A 13,785-nucleotide genomic window follows, 5' to 3' on the forward strand; every position below is an offset into this window, starting at 1 on the left:
AAAAAAGTAAAGAGAGAGTTAATAAAAAAGTAAAGATGAAGTTTATGGATTATCTAGGAACTGTATTTATCTATGGTATCCAATAACTTATTTGCATATTTGCTTAACGGACCTAGCTTTCTGGTGAATCTTCTAAATCCTGCTACATCATCGTGAGATAATGTTCTAAGTGCTACAATTGCAATCATGTAGATGATTGGACAGATTATCAATCCTGCAATCAATCCATAGCTATTGTTCGGAAGCACAAATGCAGGCAATGCCATAATCAATGAAGCTATTGTAACTTTAGTTAAGAATGAATAAGGGGCATGGGTTTTTGTTAATCTGAATTGAAGCAGGAACATAGGTATCATCATTATGAATGAAGCTATTGTGGTAGCTAGCGCTCCACCTTCAATTCCATAAGTTGGAATCAAGTACCATCCGAGTCCTAAAGTTATGATACAGCCAAATATCAAAAGATACATTGGAATTCTTGGATTTCCAATACCTTGAACAATACTTCCTGAAATTGTATAGATTGAATAGAATGTCATACCTAAAACAAGAATTGCAAGAGACATTGCACCATTCATGTAAGCGGAATTGGTGAAGTATACAAGCCCCATGATTTCCTTTGCAAAGATAGCTATTCCAACACACATTGGAATTACAAAGAACATTCCGTATTTGTAGGATGCATTCACATACTTTTCAAGAAGGTTTTGATCCTTAAGGGCATATGCTTCAGATGCCGCAGGCAATATTGTAGTTGCAAGTGAGCTTGAAACGATTAAAGGAAGTCTTGAAATAGGATCTGCTGCTGTAAAGTAACCGATTGCAGATGCAGCTAGGAATCCTCCCATAATCAAGGTACAGATACTGTAAATACCCATTTCAGCAAGTGCAGTGACTGTAACCGGAATTGAAAAGAAAAGCAGTCTTTTTGCAAGGCCCAATTCCTGTCTGAAGGTGAACTTAAAGTCAGGATTTGCAGGAGGGATGTATTTTCCCATATACTTTTTAAAGATATAGACTGCAGATACTGCAGATGCTGCAAAACCGAGTACGGAACCTAATACTGCACCAAAGGTGGATAATCCTAAAATTACAAGTGCTGTTGCAAATAGGATCATGAATATCTGTTCAATTGCACGTGTGTAAAGGATGTATTCCATTTTGTACACACCTTGGAAAGCACCTCTAAATGCACCAACTATTACACTGAAAGGAGTGATTAAACCAACAGCCTGGAGCGGCAATAATGCCTCTGGCTTATGATAATAGTTTGTAATTATAGGTGCAGCTACAAATACCATAATCAGACCAAAGAAGAATCCTAAAAAGACCATTATCTTCAGTGCTGTAAAAACAGTTTGGCGAGCCAAATCCTCTTCATCAAGAGCATTGTATTCAGATACGTATTTAGCTATTGCTGGTGGAAGCCCTGCTGCAGACAAGACCTGGAATATTCCTTGAAATGGAGTTGTAAGTCCAAGTATACCATATGCTGCCGGTCCTAAGAGTGATGCCATAAGAAAACGGTAAAGGTATCCTCCTACACGGAAGATAACATTTCCTATTAAGATAATAGCGCTTCCTTTTGCTACTTTAGAACTTCCAGTCGCTTCTCCCATATTCACACCATATTCTTTAAGAAAAGATAAAAATATCAAATTTTATAAAAATAAAATACTTAATAAAATTAATAGCAATTATACTATATAATATAATTAGATATTCCTATATAAATTTTTATTTATACTTTTGTTAAATAAGGAATACTTTTTCAATAAATCCTCATCATGATTTAAACTCTAACAGGAACTCTTTAAAATGGCTTATAGTCATGTCCAATGTTTTAAGCCCGTATTCGTCTTCCTTTACACCTTCTGCACCATCATCCTGGGACCATAGGCATGCACCTAAATTAGCGCCAAAGGATCCTCCGCTTAATGGAATTATTTTATTCAAAAGGTAGAATGTGTTTATTTGCTGAATTGCCAATTCCTGACCTCCAGACCTGTCTCCACCTACAACTATTGAAATGCCCACCTTGTTTTTGAAAATGTCCAAGTCTTCCATAATCATTGCTTGGCATCTGTCAATCACGGCCTTCAATTGTGCAGAGACACTTCCGAAATGGATTGGACTTGCCATTATTATTCCATCTGCCTCCTTAAGAGCTTTATAGATCTCATCCATATCATCAGATATTGAGCATTTTCCCTTAGTTTCCGCGCATTCATTGCAGTGGGTGCAAGGAGAAATGCTTTTGTCTTTTACAGATATGAATGTGGTTTCAAATGAGTCTTCCTTTTCCAGTTCATTCAATGCCCTATTCAATAAGTATTCGCTGGCACCTTCCCTTGGACTTCCACAAATTCCAACAATTTTCATTATCTTCCCTCACTTATAATCGAAAATTTTTCAATTTTCACATCTTCACTACTATTTTTATCAACTTCCATTAAAAGTTTTTTTTTAAAAATTTTAAAAAAAATTATAAAACTTATATAATATAAATCATATATTAAGATTATAATGTTATTTTATTGACTAATTTTTGTCATAAAAAATAATGTTCTAAATTTTATTGGATTATTTATTAATGATTATATTCTAAAATGGTGTTTTTATGGATTTAGTAAAAGGTATTGTTAAAAAATATTTTAGGTCTTACAATAGGACATTGAAGGATGGTACTAAAAAGACCTATAAGACAGAACAGGTTCAGGTCACTGTATCTAAATCTGACAATATCTTTGAAGATAAGGAAGAAGTCTTTATCATCTCTTCAGCTCAAGCAGAAGAACTCAATGAGATTGATGAAATGTTATCTGCTTTAGAATTGCATAATACCATGTTAGTGCAAGATAAAACAGAATTAACCAAAAAATTCGCTGTTGCTGATGAAGATTTACAGGCTGCCTTTTCTGAATTGAAAGCTATTTCTGAAAAGTTAGCTATAAAAGAAGAGGAATTGGAAGAATCCAGGAAAAAATTGCTTGTTTTAAAAGAGGATTGCTCTGGCTTGAAAGAGCAGCTTGAAGAAAACCAAAACACCATTTCCCGCTTAAGAAAACAATTGGAAGATAAGAACTTCATCATTTCAGACTTAACTGATGACTTGGATCTATTGAATGAAAAATTGAATTCACAAAATGATGAACCTATGCTTGATTCTGAATTCATAAGCAATGAACAGTTCACTTCCAGTTCAAATTCATATTCCTTTGATGATTATGTTGAATTGCAAAAGGAATACATTTCATTACTTAAAAAATACGAAAGATCTCAAGAGAATTTATACAATGAGAAAGTTAAGGTCATTCACTATAAAAATTTCTTGGATAAATTCAAAAACTTCATTTTAAGAATACAATAAGTGTCTGTTTTTTATAAAATATTCTTAAAAGTCTTTTTTAAAATTTAATATTTCAAAATTAGCAGTAATAACTATTTTTTCCACTTTTTAAAGTTTTTAATAAAAATAGTAAAATTATAGAAGTCAAAACTTTAATGAAAACTTCTATAAATTATAAAAATCTTTTTTTAATTAGAACATGTCTCTTGCGTTACCTCTGTAACCCATGACCTGTTCCTCTTCCTCATCAATTTCGTCATCAGGATTAGGATTCCATCTTTTCAAGTTTGGAAGGAAATTACAGAGCAATCCGGTTGCTTCCTCTTCACGCAAATCAGGATTCCTTTTCATCATTCTTTTTGCATGTCTAATAATCATTTCATTTACGGTAATGTCAGGTTCAGTGAACTCTCCATTTTGGAAACAGTCTTTACAGTAATCCATATTTGGACTTCCGTCTTCATTGGTTCCATAGTCATTCCTTCCCATCGGTCTGCCGCAAGAATTGCAAAATGCCATTGTTTCACCTATTAATTTCACTTAAAATGATTTAAATTGTGTTGAATATTAAAAAATTATTTAAAAAAAATAGCTAATTAGAATTAATCTAATTAGCTAATGCATAATAATTTTAATCAATTGACGCTGCTTAAATTTGCTCATCGTCTTCCATTACCACTCTCATGTGGTTTGGATCTACAGGCATATGAGCTAAGAAATCTTCTGCAGCTCTTCTTGGGTCACCAGAACCAATGATGTATCTACCTGCGATGATGATATCTGCACCTTTTTCAAATGCTTCTTCTGCTTTTTCAGGAGTGATTCCTCCAGCAACAGCAGCAAGACCTCCAGTAAGTTCTTTAATTTCCTTAATGTTACCCCATGCACTTACGTCATCAAGGTTTTTACCTTCTGCTCTAAGTTTACTTTCAAGGTCAACATTTCTGTGTAAGAGAACAATGTCTGGCATGAACTCTGGGTTGAGTTGTTTGATTTTGTCAGTGAAGTTATCTACATTCATCATATCGAGGATAGAGTAAATACCTTGCTTTTGAGTTTCGTGGATTGCTTTTTCAATGGATTCAATGGTACCGAGACCGGAAATAGCAACTGCATCAGCAGTTTCATCTGCAGCCATCTTAACTTCCACTCTTCCTACGTCCAAGGTTTTTAAGTCAGCAATAATGAATGCACTTGGTGCCAATTCTCTGATTTTTCCAACAATTCCAACACCGAATTTTTTAACGAGAGGAGTTCCTGCTTCAAGGAGGATTCTTTCTCTGTTAGGGAGTTGCTTAATGATTCTTGCCATTGCCTCTTCATTGTCAAGGTCAAGAGCAACTTGCAAGTAAGGTGGTTCGTAAAGTTTGATTGCTTTGAATCCCATAATAGCGTGGGTTCCACGATCTTTTTCGTATAATACTTTGTCAATGTCTGGGTAACCTTTCAATGCTCTTTTGATTGCAAGTTTGGTTGCTGCATAGTTGTATTGGTAGATTTTTCTGTAATCTTGTGCAGCTGGGCTGATGAATACGCTTGCATTAATTACCCAATCTTCAGCTTTGTCTTTAGGAATGATTCCTTCTTCTACACAATCAGCTACAGCTCTACCTACAGCAGTTTGAGCTGGTCCAAAGATTTTGCTTGCATCATCTAAGTCACCAACAGTTACTTTAGGAATAATGATGGTGGCTGGTTTGGTAATTAAGTTAGGTCTGATTACACTGAGCAATGGGGTGTGTCCAACAGATAATTGGCTTAATCCATTAGCAAAAGCGTTTCCTACAGGGCCATCTTTTTCACCAATAAGTAAATCAACGTGTGCTAATTCGTCTCCGTCTCCGATAAGAGCTTCTCCTATAAACATTTCATATCCTCCAATTTTAAGAATAATTTTATAATTATGATTTTAATTTAAATCATTTTTAAGTCATTTTTTGAATTTATTTAGTTTAAATATTACAAATATTACTTTCATAATATAGTAAGTATTTATACAATATAATTTATGATTTTAATACAATATATAGTTAAGTAATTATATTTTGAAAATGAGTAAGAAAAATTAAAAAATAATTTTAAAAATCAATTCTAAAAAATTTATCTAAGCCTATCTAAAAAAATTTAAAATTAATCTAAAAATAAATTAAAAAATTAGTTAAAAATAATACGAACAAATGAAAAACTGTTAAAAAAAAGAAATTATAAGTTGATTTAATCAACTTATTTGAAATTAATTCTTTCAGCAACGTTTCTTGGTAAAGGAAGTCTTCTAAATGGCATTCTTTTAGTTTCTTCCTTAACTGATGCGATAAGTTCATCTGCAGTCATGTCAACTTTCTCACCAGTCTTTCTTACAGTTACATTGTAATTGTCGGTTTCAATTTCCTTGTCCCCGATTACAACGATGTAAGGGATCCATTCCTTAGAAGCGTTTCTGATTTTCTTACCTACTCTGTCGTCACTGTTGTCAACATCTACACGAATGTTTTCAGCTGCAATCTTGTCAGCCAATTCGTTAGCATAGTCTAAATGCTTTTCACCGATTGGCAAGATTCTTACTTGAGATGGGCTTAACCAAATTGGTAACATTGGAGCTTTTCCATCTTCTTTTGCAGTGTTTTCAAGTAAGCTGCAGATAACTCTTTCTACACTACCTGTAGGTGAACAGTGTAAGATGATAGGGTTTTGAGCATCTTCGTTTTCGTCAACATACTCGATGTTGAATCTTCTACCACTTTCCACATCTATTTGCACAGTAGGGTTTTCGATAGGTCTTCCTAAGTAGTCAATAGCTGCAAAGTCGATTTTACAGGACCAGTAGTGTTTTCTTTCAGGCAAGATTTCGAGTAATAATGGTTTGCCGATTCTTTTAGCGGTTGCTTCCATCCAGTCCTTGTGTTCATCGTAGAAGTCTTTGGTTGCTCTGAAGATTGCTTCGTAGTTAACGTCAAGGTCTACACCGGTTTGCACACACATGTCAACTTGAGCATCAAACTCTTCAAGTGCTTGAGGCATGTCAGCACAGAAACTGTGCATATCTGGCATGGTGAATGCTCTGAGTCTCTTAAGACCTACAACTTCTCCTCTTTTCTCGAATCTGAAACTGTAAGTGGATAATTCGTAAACCTTTGCAGGCAAGTTTTTCCAAGTGAGGAAAGATCCGCCAAGAACTCTGAATGCACCGAAACAGCATGCAAATCTAAGCATTAAGTCTTTTTTGGTTGCGGTTTTGTATTGTCTTTCACCGAATTTTGCTGCATGTTCCCTGATTGCATCATTTGCAAGGTCATAGAAGATTGGAGTTTCGATAGGCATTGCACCTAAGTCAACTACAAAGTTGTAAACGTAATCTGCAAGCAAGTCACGGACTAATCTACCTTTTGGATACCATTTAAGGTTTCCAATGTCGGATGCAAGCTCATAGTCACATAATTCCTTTTCTCTCATGATCTTTACATGTGGAGGTTCCCCTTCATCAGAAGCACCTTCCCCTAGTTCGTATGCAACAAGCTTTTCCAAATCCTTGCTTTCATAGTTGTATTCCTTAGGGTCAAAGGTTTCACCATCTTTGAATATTAACCAGGTGGATGGTTTTTTCTCTTCCTTTTCTTCCTCTTCTTCGACATCTGCAGTGATGGTTCTTGAAAGTTCGGATAATGGGTGTCCTTTACAAGAAATTTCAAATGCCTTATACCAACCGAATGGTACTCTAAATACATCCAATCCCTCTGCTTTAAGTGCTTCCTCAGCATCTTCCAATATTTGCACAGCTACTTTAGGTGCACCAAGGGATGAAGAAAGGTGAGCATATGGGTACAAGACGATTTTTTCTGCATTGACTTCTTCATTGGTTTTAATAACTTCAGCAACTAAATTCTTGACAATAGCGCTTGGGTTTTCCTCGTCCTCTTTTTCAATGGATGAGAAAACAACCAAAGCTTCATCAAAAGCCCCATTTTTTTGAGCTTCTTCGATTTCTTCAGCTACTGGAGTTTTGTTTTTTACTTGATATTTTATATAATCAGAGTGAATAAGTAAAACTCTCATATTTTCACCAGTTTTTGTTTTAAAAATAATTTATTGATAAATATTATATACACAATAATATTATAACTTTATTTTTTATATTATTTAATTATTAGTAATAATCGGATAATAATCATGATAATAATTGTGATTTCAAATAAAGTAATTATGAATCTAAAATTTAATCTTGAATTAACGATATTTAATTAAAAATAAAAAAAAGAATTTAGATTAATAAGCATTAATCTAAAATTAATTTCAAATCAGGATTTTCAACTGATGCATCCTTAAAAGTAGCTATTAGATCTTCATCAAGAACTGAACTGTCCTTTATAATGATAATTTTATTAGGCAATTCACAAAGACAATCGTATAATGCATCAAGATTTTCACCATAAAAATTTGGGAAATCCAGTTTTTCCTTAATGTATTCATGAGGATTCTCTTTCATTTCTTCCCCATACAAGACTATTTCATTCATGTTATCTATCATCTTTTTCAGTTTTCTTCTAAGTCTTCTATTTTCCAATAGTTTATTTGTCATAGTATCATTCTAAGTAATTTGCATATGCAGATTACAAGCTTATGTTAAATGTTCAAAGCTTGCATAATGGTCTCCAGTATAGTAAACTTCAAAGTCATCAGTTGAATAAACTATTCTTTTAGGCCCTCTGCTAGATGCGCCTAATGTATCAATATCACATTCCCTATACTCATGGGTTATAGGCAAGATTGATTGACGGTTTGTAAAGATGTCCCCTCCAATGCATTTTCCAGGAGCATATTTTTCAACGCTTCCACCATGCCATCCAAGAGCCTTTGCCTCTCTTTTGGTAATGTAATTGGAAGGAAGCTTGTGATATGTACTTATATAGGCTGCAACCTCTTCCTTAGAGTCATAAGTTCCATCTTCGGAGATATTAATGTCATCTAAAGCAAGTGCAGAAGAATCAGAGTCTGAATCATCTCCAATGCAACCGCTTACTGCAACAACAGCAAGCAAGACAATCAATATCAATCCAATAATTTTCCAATTTTTCATTTTCAATTCCTTTTCATTTTATAAAAATATTGGCTAATCTTAATTTATTTTTTATTTTTAAATAATTTTTCTAAAAAACTTTCTTAATAGGATTAATTTTTCTTAAAGTATATAAAATATTATGAATATAAATTTAATAGTACAGATTTATGATTAGTTCAAATCTATATTTGTGCAAATTTAGGATTATTTGAAATCATCAAATTTTCTTTGTATTTATTTTTATTTGCATATGAGAGGAATCTTTGTGGATAAGAAAAGGATATTGATCATTGTAACAGGAAGAGGTATAGGTGGAGATGCCGGTACAGCATTGAATGTTTACAATGCACTTGAAAAAAGAGGATATGATTGTGAAATCGCTTTGGATGAGTCCGCTCCAGGATTATTATTCAAAAAGAATAATATAGGATGGAATAAGGTTATCATACCACAGGCTGGAGGTCACTCTGCAACAATCATGACCACAATTAAAGCAGGTATTCGTGCTATTAGAGGTGTTCTTCAAACAAGGAAGCTTTTGAAATCCAAGAAATTCGATTTGGAATTAGGCATTCTTGGAGGAGGAGCTATTGTCGGTGCTCTTGGTGCGAAATTAGCAGGAATTCCTACTGTAAGCCTTTTGATTACTCCACTTGACACTAAAGTATGCAGTCATATTGGAACTCCAATCATACTTCCTGAAAACAATTTATTTTTAGTTGAAGACATTCCAGACAATATGGTAAAGTCTTTCTCCCCAGTTAATGACAACATTACCCATGGAGATAAGAACAAGGCGTTGGAAAAGATTAAGGAACACTCTAAAGAGGCTAAAGAGAAAAATCCTGATGCAATTGAGTTCGACGAAAACAAGCCAACAATAGTGTTTTCATCTGGTTCTTCATTATTTGAAAAGACCGCTCAAGCAATCAATCAATTCTCAAAATACTCTGATAAGTACAATCTTGTTTTATGTGGTGATCCTTTAGAAGACTCTGTCCTTAACTATATTGATGAAAGCAAAATGATTAATGTTGGCTTTATTGATTGGGTAAATGACCTATTGTGTCTTGCTGACCTTGCAGTCTTAACCAATGACGGATTGATGCTTCATGAGGCTATGGTGTGCAATTTGCCTGTTGTAATATTAAAAAGAGTAAAATGGGGCAGATACCATGACATGGTTTCAATCTTCAAAGGGGCAACTGTAGAATGCGACCTTGAGGACTTGGATGAAAAGATTTTTGAAGTCATGGACAATTATGATGAGTTTGCAAAAAGAACAGATGAGTATAGAACAGCTATTTTAAACGTAGATGACAACATTTGCGCTATAGTTGACGGATATTTAAAATAAGTCTATAGCTATTCTATCATTTAATTAACTTTAATTATTCTATTTCTATTTTTTCTTAAATATTTTCATTTCAATTTTAATTAAATTATTTTCTTATTGTTCCGCCAATTCCTTCAATGAATTCTTCAACATAATCTTTTTCTTGCCTATCGAATACGGTGTAATGGAATGTATAGCTTGTTTGAGAATCATCAATCTGTTCACCATTATAAACATCCACTATTTTCACATCAATGACAGGGTCAATGCTTTTAGACATTTCAATTAAGTATTTCTCATTACAGTTTGAAGGAAACAGCACTGACAAATCAAAGTGTTCCAGTTTAATGTTATTCTTTTTCCATTCAAAGACCTCATTTTCAGACATTATGTCTACGTTAGAAAGCTTAAAGCAAATTTCATCATTGTTTTCAGTTTCAAGTATCACATTCTTTGAACCGTCTTCCTTCACTATTCCCATATGCACGTTTTCAGAGTGCTGGTGCTTTAATCCAACTTCCTTACCTATGGATTTTGCCAAGACATTTGATTTCTGGGTCAACATGCTTATTGCCTTGTCTGAGCGAGCCAAAGCATCTTCATGATCATCCAAATGCTTTGCTGATTCAACTATGGATTTGACAAAGTGTCCTCTTTTCCTTCCCCAATCAATTTGATAGGTATATGCTTTCCTTTATCAATGCTTCCCTTGCATTTGATGTTTCAAGATTATTTTTTTGAATTGAATAGTAAAGGTAAGGATTTTGATAAACCACACGACTGACCATATCCCGCATAATTGTATAAACAGGACTTGAAAAGTTTCTGGATTCCTTGACGTTGATATTCAGCTTCCTTATTGTTGAAGCGAGGCTAATGTATGAAAAATGAGTCAATCCTTGGACGATGCTCATATACTTGTCATGTTCATTCGGTGTTGTGGTTACGACTTCACACTCGGTTTTATCCAAATAGTCCTTTACACGAGGCAACCATGTAGGGGATCTGTTTTCGATAGGAGTCAATATGATGATTTGCCTTTTGAGTGTAGGGACTCTTGGACCAAACATAGGATGGCATGGCAATATCTCTGCATTCTCCGGCGCATATTTTTCCAAAGCTTCTGCAGGGTCTGTCTTTACGCTTGTCACATCCATTAGGAGTGATCCTTCAGGTGCATGCGGAGCAACTTCCTTTATGGTATCCGCCATATATTCTATTGGAACACTGAAGACAATGATGTCTGCATCATTTATTGCTTCAATGTTGTTGTCGCTATATTCAACCCCTATTTCATCTGCAACTGGTTTTCCAGTGTTTTCATCACGACTTGTTATGCGTATGTTGAAGTCATTTTTCAAGTGTTCCGCAAACCACTTCCCTAAACCGCTGCACCTCCAATGATTGTCATGTTACTTTTGTCGTTATTTACCATGTTTGGTCTCCATAATCTTATTTATCCTATAACTAATTTGTTTTGTATATTATAAAATCTTTCATTTATCTTTTTTCTCTTTTTTTATTCATTTTAGTTTTCTTCTTTTCAAATTGAGTTAAAAATCTTTCATCAAAGTTTTTACAAATGTCTTCATATCTGTTTTGCACACCTACAGATGTCTCCGGGAGAATGGATTTCTCTTCTCCTGTAAATTTTACTATGGTACGGAAAAGCTCTTTTCCATCTCTAATAACTATTTTTACAAATTTGATGTCTGTTTCTATAATTTCCAAATTATCCAATTTGGCATCTTCAAACATCTTGATGATTTCCAGCTTTTCACCATCGATGTAACATTCTGGAGTTGCAAGGATCTTTATTGGAACACCTCTTGGAAGCTCTTTGAATGCTTTTATAAGTGCTTCCCCTTCTCCTTCAAGGAGGAACCCTATTCTCATGTTGATGGATTTTCTAGCCCTTTTTATGACTTCAATCTCTTTATTGATAATGTTCTCGCTGGTTTTGATTATCCAAACAGGAGCCTGTATTTCGGATATGTTGTCATTGTAGATTTCATCTAATTTCTCTTGTGATAATTCAAGTTCCTTGATCAATTCCTCTTTTTTCATTTTGAATATTTCACTTGGAGGAACCACTTGGTATTTTAGAGGCCTTGTATGGGTTATTGTTATGAATCCTTTTTTATCCAATTCCTTTAGTGTATTGTAAATCTTTGATCGAGGTATTTCAGATGCCTTAGCTATTTCTTCAGCTTTCCCTGAGATTATATTAGTCATTCCTATGTATGCTGCTGCCTCATATCTTGTAAGGCCAAATTTCTCTAAAGATTCTATAATTGATTCCATATGATTCTCTCCTATCTAATTGTCCTAATAATACTCTATCTAATAATGCCCCTATCTAATATTAATCTATTGTTTTGTTTTACTATATATTTTGTTACTTTTTACCCTACGCTAGTTACAAAATCTTTATAAGTCTATAAAAAATATCTTTAATTACATAAGAATAAAAATAGAAAAAATTTCTTATATAGTTCAAGCTCTTTAAGCAACTATTTAAGCTATTGAAAAGCTTGATATTAAAATTCTTATTTAGGCCTATTTATTGATTTTAATAAAACTATGTTGTTAATTAAATTTCTATTTTCTAGTCTTTGAGAGATGTAAAATTGTTATCTAAAATGGATAAATTTTATAAAGAATTAGAAAAAGGATGTGTGTTATATGAGTGATTTCAACATGTTTTGTTATCAATGTTCCCAAACTGCAAGAGGCAGTGCATGTACAAATGCAGGGGTATGCGGTAAAAATGGTACTGTTGCAAGACTTCAAGACAATTTAATCTTTGCAATGAAAGGTATATCTGCCTACAACTACCACTGCAATGAACTAGGAGTCCATGATGACTCTGTAGATGAATTTTTAACCAAAGGATTATACTCAACATTAACAAACGTAAACTTTGATGTTGCTGATTTGGTTCAGTTAGGACTTGATGCTGGTGAAGCTAACTTTAAGGTCATGAAGATGCTTAAGGAAGCTCACATCAAAAACTTTGGTGAACCAGTTCCAACTGAAGTAAAAGTCGGTGCACAGGAAGGGCCAGCAATCATTGTAACCGGTCACGACTTAAAGGCTTTAGAAGAGTTATTAAAACAAACTGAAGGAACCGATGTAAAGGTTTACACTCACAGTGAAATGTTGCCTGCACATGGTTACCCAGAGTTGAATAAGTATGAATCTTTAGCAGGTCAAATCGGTGGAGCTTGGATTGATCAAAAGAAAATATTCTCCCAGTACAATGCAGCAATCTTAGGTACTACCAACTGTGTGCTTTTGCCAAAACCTGAGTATGCTGAAAGATTGTTCACTATGGATATCGTAAAAATCCCTGGTGCACAGGTTATTGAAGATTATGACTTCAAGCCTTTAATCGACAAAGCTATTGAATTAGGCGGATTGGGAGCTGAAGAGCTCACTACTGTAACTACTGGTTTCGGTTTAAGCACTATTTTATCCTTAGCACCTCAAATCAAGGAATTAGTGCTTTCAGGTAAAATAAAAAGATTCTTCCTTGTTGCTGGATGTGACACTCCAAACCCAAGAATGAGCTATTACAGAGAATTCGTACAGGAATTGCCAGAAGATACAATTGTATTAACCCTAGCTTGTAACAAGTTCAGATTCAACGATCTTGACTTAGGAGACATTGAAGGAATTCCAAGACTATTGGATTTAGGCCAATGTAATGATGCTATCGTAGCTATTGATCTTGCTGTAGCATTATGTGAATTATTTGAAATGGAATTGAATGAATTGCCTCTTACCATTGTATTAAGTTGGATGGAACAAAAGGCAGCCGCTATCCTTTGGACCTTGTTATACCTTGGAAAAACCGATATGTTCATTGGACCGGTTCTTCCTGCTTGGGCTAATGAGGACATATTGAATGTTTTAGTTGAAAACTTCAACTTGACTCCAATATCTACTCCAAAAGAGGATATAAAGAAAATAATGGGATAATTTTCCCATATTTTTTATTTTTTGAAAAACAAATATCTGATTAGTTAAATTAAAAGGAGATAA

At 34.1% G+C, this 13,785-nt stretch carries 13 protein-coding genes; 3 read left to right on the forward strand and 10 right to left on the reverse strand.

Translation table 11 applies throughout. The features are described 5' to 3' along the window. Positions 1–53 precede the first annotated feature (53 nt). Together VW161_RS05035 and VW161_RS05040 are read right to left on the reverse strand one after the other, a co-directional pair. Complete coding sequence (locus tag VW161_RS05035; RefSeq protein ID WP_304087152.1) at positions 54–1,619, reverse strand: flippase; 1,566 nt, start codon at positions 1,617–1,619, stop codon at positions 54–56. Between the two features lie 166 nt (positions 1,620–1,785). Beyond that, a complete protein-coding gene (locus VW161_RS05040) occupies positions 1,786–2,382 on the reverse strand; it encodes a flavodoxin family protein (protein ID WP_304087155.1) in 597 nt (198 codons plus the stop codon). A gap of 238 nt (positions 2,383–2,620) precedes the next feature. Here VW161_RS05040 and VW161_RS05045 point away from each other — a divergent pair, with 238 nt between their 5' ends. Beyond that, complete coding sequence (locus VW161_RS05045; RefSeq protein WP_325192760.1) at positions 2,621–3,370, forward strand: hypothetical protein; 750 nt, start codon at positions 2,621–2,623, stop codon at positions 3,368–3,370. A gap of 171 nt (positions 3,371–3,541) precedes the next feature. Here the strand turns inward: VW161_RS05045 and VW161_RS05050 are convergent, their stop codons facing one another. The 5 genes from VW161_RS05050 to VW161_RS05070 form a co-directional block, all read right to left on the reverse strand. Further along, positions 3,542–3,868 (reverse strand): zinc ribbon domain-containing protein, encoded by a 327-nt coding sequence (locus VW161_RS05050; protein ID WP_304087160.1) that lies wholly within the window; start codon positions 3,866–3,868, stop codon positions 3,542–3,544. A gap of 130 nt (positions 3,869–3,998) precedes the next feature. Then, a complete protein-coding gene (locus VW161_RS05055) occupies positions 3,999–5,216 on the reverse strand; it encodes a bifunctional 5,6,7,8-tetrahydromethanopterin hydro-lyase/3-hexulose-6-phosphate synthase (protein WP_295606718.1) in 1,218 nt (405 codons plus the stop codon). 356 nt (positions 5,217–5,572) lie between these two features. Next, positions 5,573–7,399, reverse strand: a complete 1,827-nt coding sequence (locus VW161_RS05060; protein WP_304087165.1) for a threonine--tRNA ligase — start codon at positions 7,397–7,399, stop codon at positions 5,573–5,575. A 220-nt stretch (positions 7,400–7,619) separates the two neighbouring features. Next, complete coding sequence (locus VW161_RS05065) at positions 7,620–7,922, reverse strand: barstar family protein (protein WP_304087167.1); 303 nt, start codon at positions 7,920–7,922, stop codon at positions 7,620–7,622. Positions 7,923–7,961: 39 nt separating this feature from the next. Continuing rightward, positions 7,962–8,420 carry a ribonuclease domain-containing protein gene (locus VW161_RS05070; protein WP_304087169.1) on the reverse strand — a complete coding sequence of 153 codons (459 nt, stop codon included), beginning with the start codon at positions 8,418–8,420 and terminating at the stop codon, positions 7,962–7,964. Between the two features lie 247 nt (positions 8,421–8,667). Here VW161_RS05070 and VW161_RS05075 point away from each other — a divergent pair, with 247 nt between their 5' ends. Further along, the gene (locus VW161_RS05075; protein ID WP_304087171.1) at positions 8,668–9,759 is read left to right on the forward strand and encodes a glycosyltransferase family 1 protein; all 1,092 of its coding nucleotides are present in this window, start codon (positions 8,668–8,670) and stop codon (positions 9,757–9,759) included. A gap of 85 nt (positions 9,760–9,844) precedes the next feature. Here the strand turns inward: VW161_RS05075 and VW161_RS05080 are convergent, their stop codons facing one another. The 3 genes from VW161_RS05080 to VW161_RS05090 all read right to left on the reverse strand — a co-directional run bounded on the left by VW161_RS05080 (position 9,845) and on the right by VW161_RS05090 (position 12,042). Continuing rightward, complete coding sequence (locus VW161_RS05080; RefSeq protein ID WP_304087173.1) at positions 9,845–10,351, reverse strand: hypothetical protein; 507 nt, start codon at positions 10,349–10,351, stop codon at positions 9,845–9,847. Between the two features lie 55 nt (positions 10,352–10,406). Beyond that, positions 10,407–11,099 carry a prephenate dehydrogenase/arogenate dehydrogenase family protein gene (locus VW161_RS05085; RefSeq protein WP_304135477.1) on the reverse strand — a complete coding sequence of 231 codons (693 nt, stop codon included), beginning with the start codon at positions 11,097–11,099 and terminating at the stop codon, positions 10,407–10,409. A gap of 139 nt (positions 11,100–11,238) precedes the next feature. After that, complete coding sequence (locus tag VW161_RS05090; RefSeq protein WP_304087176.1) at positions 11,239–12,042, reverse strand: TrmB family transcriptional regulator; 804 nt, start codon at positions 12,040–12,042, stop codon at positions 11,239–11,241. Positions 12,043–12,423: 381 nt separating this feature from the next. Between VW161_RS05090 and hcp the strand changes: the two genes are divergently transcribed. Next, on the forward strand, positions 12,424–13,722 hold the full coding sequence (gene hcp / locus VW161_RS05095) for a hydroxylamine reductase (RefSeq protein ID WP_304087178.1): 1,299 nt from the start codon (positions 12,424–12,426) through the stop codon (positions 13,720–13,722). Positions 13,723–13,785: the final 63 nt, after the last annotated feature.

Source organism: Methanobrevibacter ruminantium, assembly GCF_016294135.1.
Classification (GTDB): domain Archaea; phylum Methanobacteriota; class Methanobacteria; order Methanobacteriales; family Methanobacteriaceae; genus Methanobrevibacter; species Methanobrevibacter ruminantium_A.

What these genes read in the sequence shown, in the direction of transcription:
- VW161_RS05035 (WP_304087152.1), bottom strand. Translation starts at nt 1,619, where the DNA reads ATGGGAGAAGCGACTGGAAGTTCTAAAGTAGCAAAAGGAAGCGCTATT.
- VW161_RS05040 (WP_304087155.1), bottom strand. Translation starts at nt 2,382, where the DNA reads ATGAAAATTGTTGGAATTTGTGGAAGTCCAAGGGAAGGTGCCAGCGAA.
- VW161_RS05045 (WP_325192760.1), top strand. Translation starts at nt 2,621, where the DNA reads ATGGATTTAGTAAAAGGTATTGTTAAAAAATATTTTAGGTCTTACAAT.
- VW161_RS05050 (WP_304087160.1), bottom strand. Translation starts at nt 3,868, where the DNA reads ATGGCATTTTGCAATTCTTGCGGCAGACCGATGGGAAGGAATGACTAT.
- VW161_RS05055 (WP_295606718.1), bottom strand. Translation starts at nt 5,216, where the DNA reads ATGTTTATAGGAGAAGCTCTTATCGGAGACGGAGACGAATTAGCACAC.
- VW161_RS05060 (WP_304087165.1), bottom strand. Translation starts at nt 7,399, where the DNA reads ATGAGAGTTTTACTTATTCACTCTGATTATATAAAATATCAAGTAAAA.
- VW161_RS05065 (WP_304087167.1), bottom strand. Translation starts at nt 7,922, where the DNA reads ATGACAAATAAACTATTGGAAAATAGAAGACTTAGAAGAAAACTGAAA.
- VW161_RS05070 (WP_304087169.1), bottom strand. Translation starts at nt 8,420, where the DNA reads ATGAAAAATTGGAAAATTATTGGATTGATATTGATTGTCTTGCTTGCT.
- VW161_RS05090 (WP_304087176.1), bottom strand. Translation starts at nt 12,042, where the DNA reads ATGGAATCAATTATAGAATCTTTAGAGAAATTTGGCCTTACAAGATAT.
- hcp (WP_304087178.1), top strand. Translation starts at nt 12,424, where the DNA reads ATGAGTGATTTCAACATGTTTTGTTATCAATGTTCCCAAACTGCAAGA.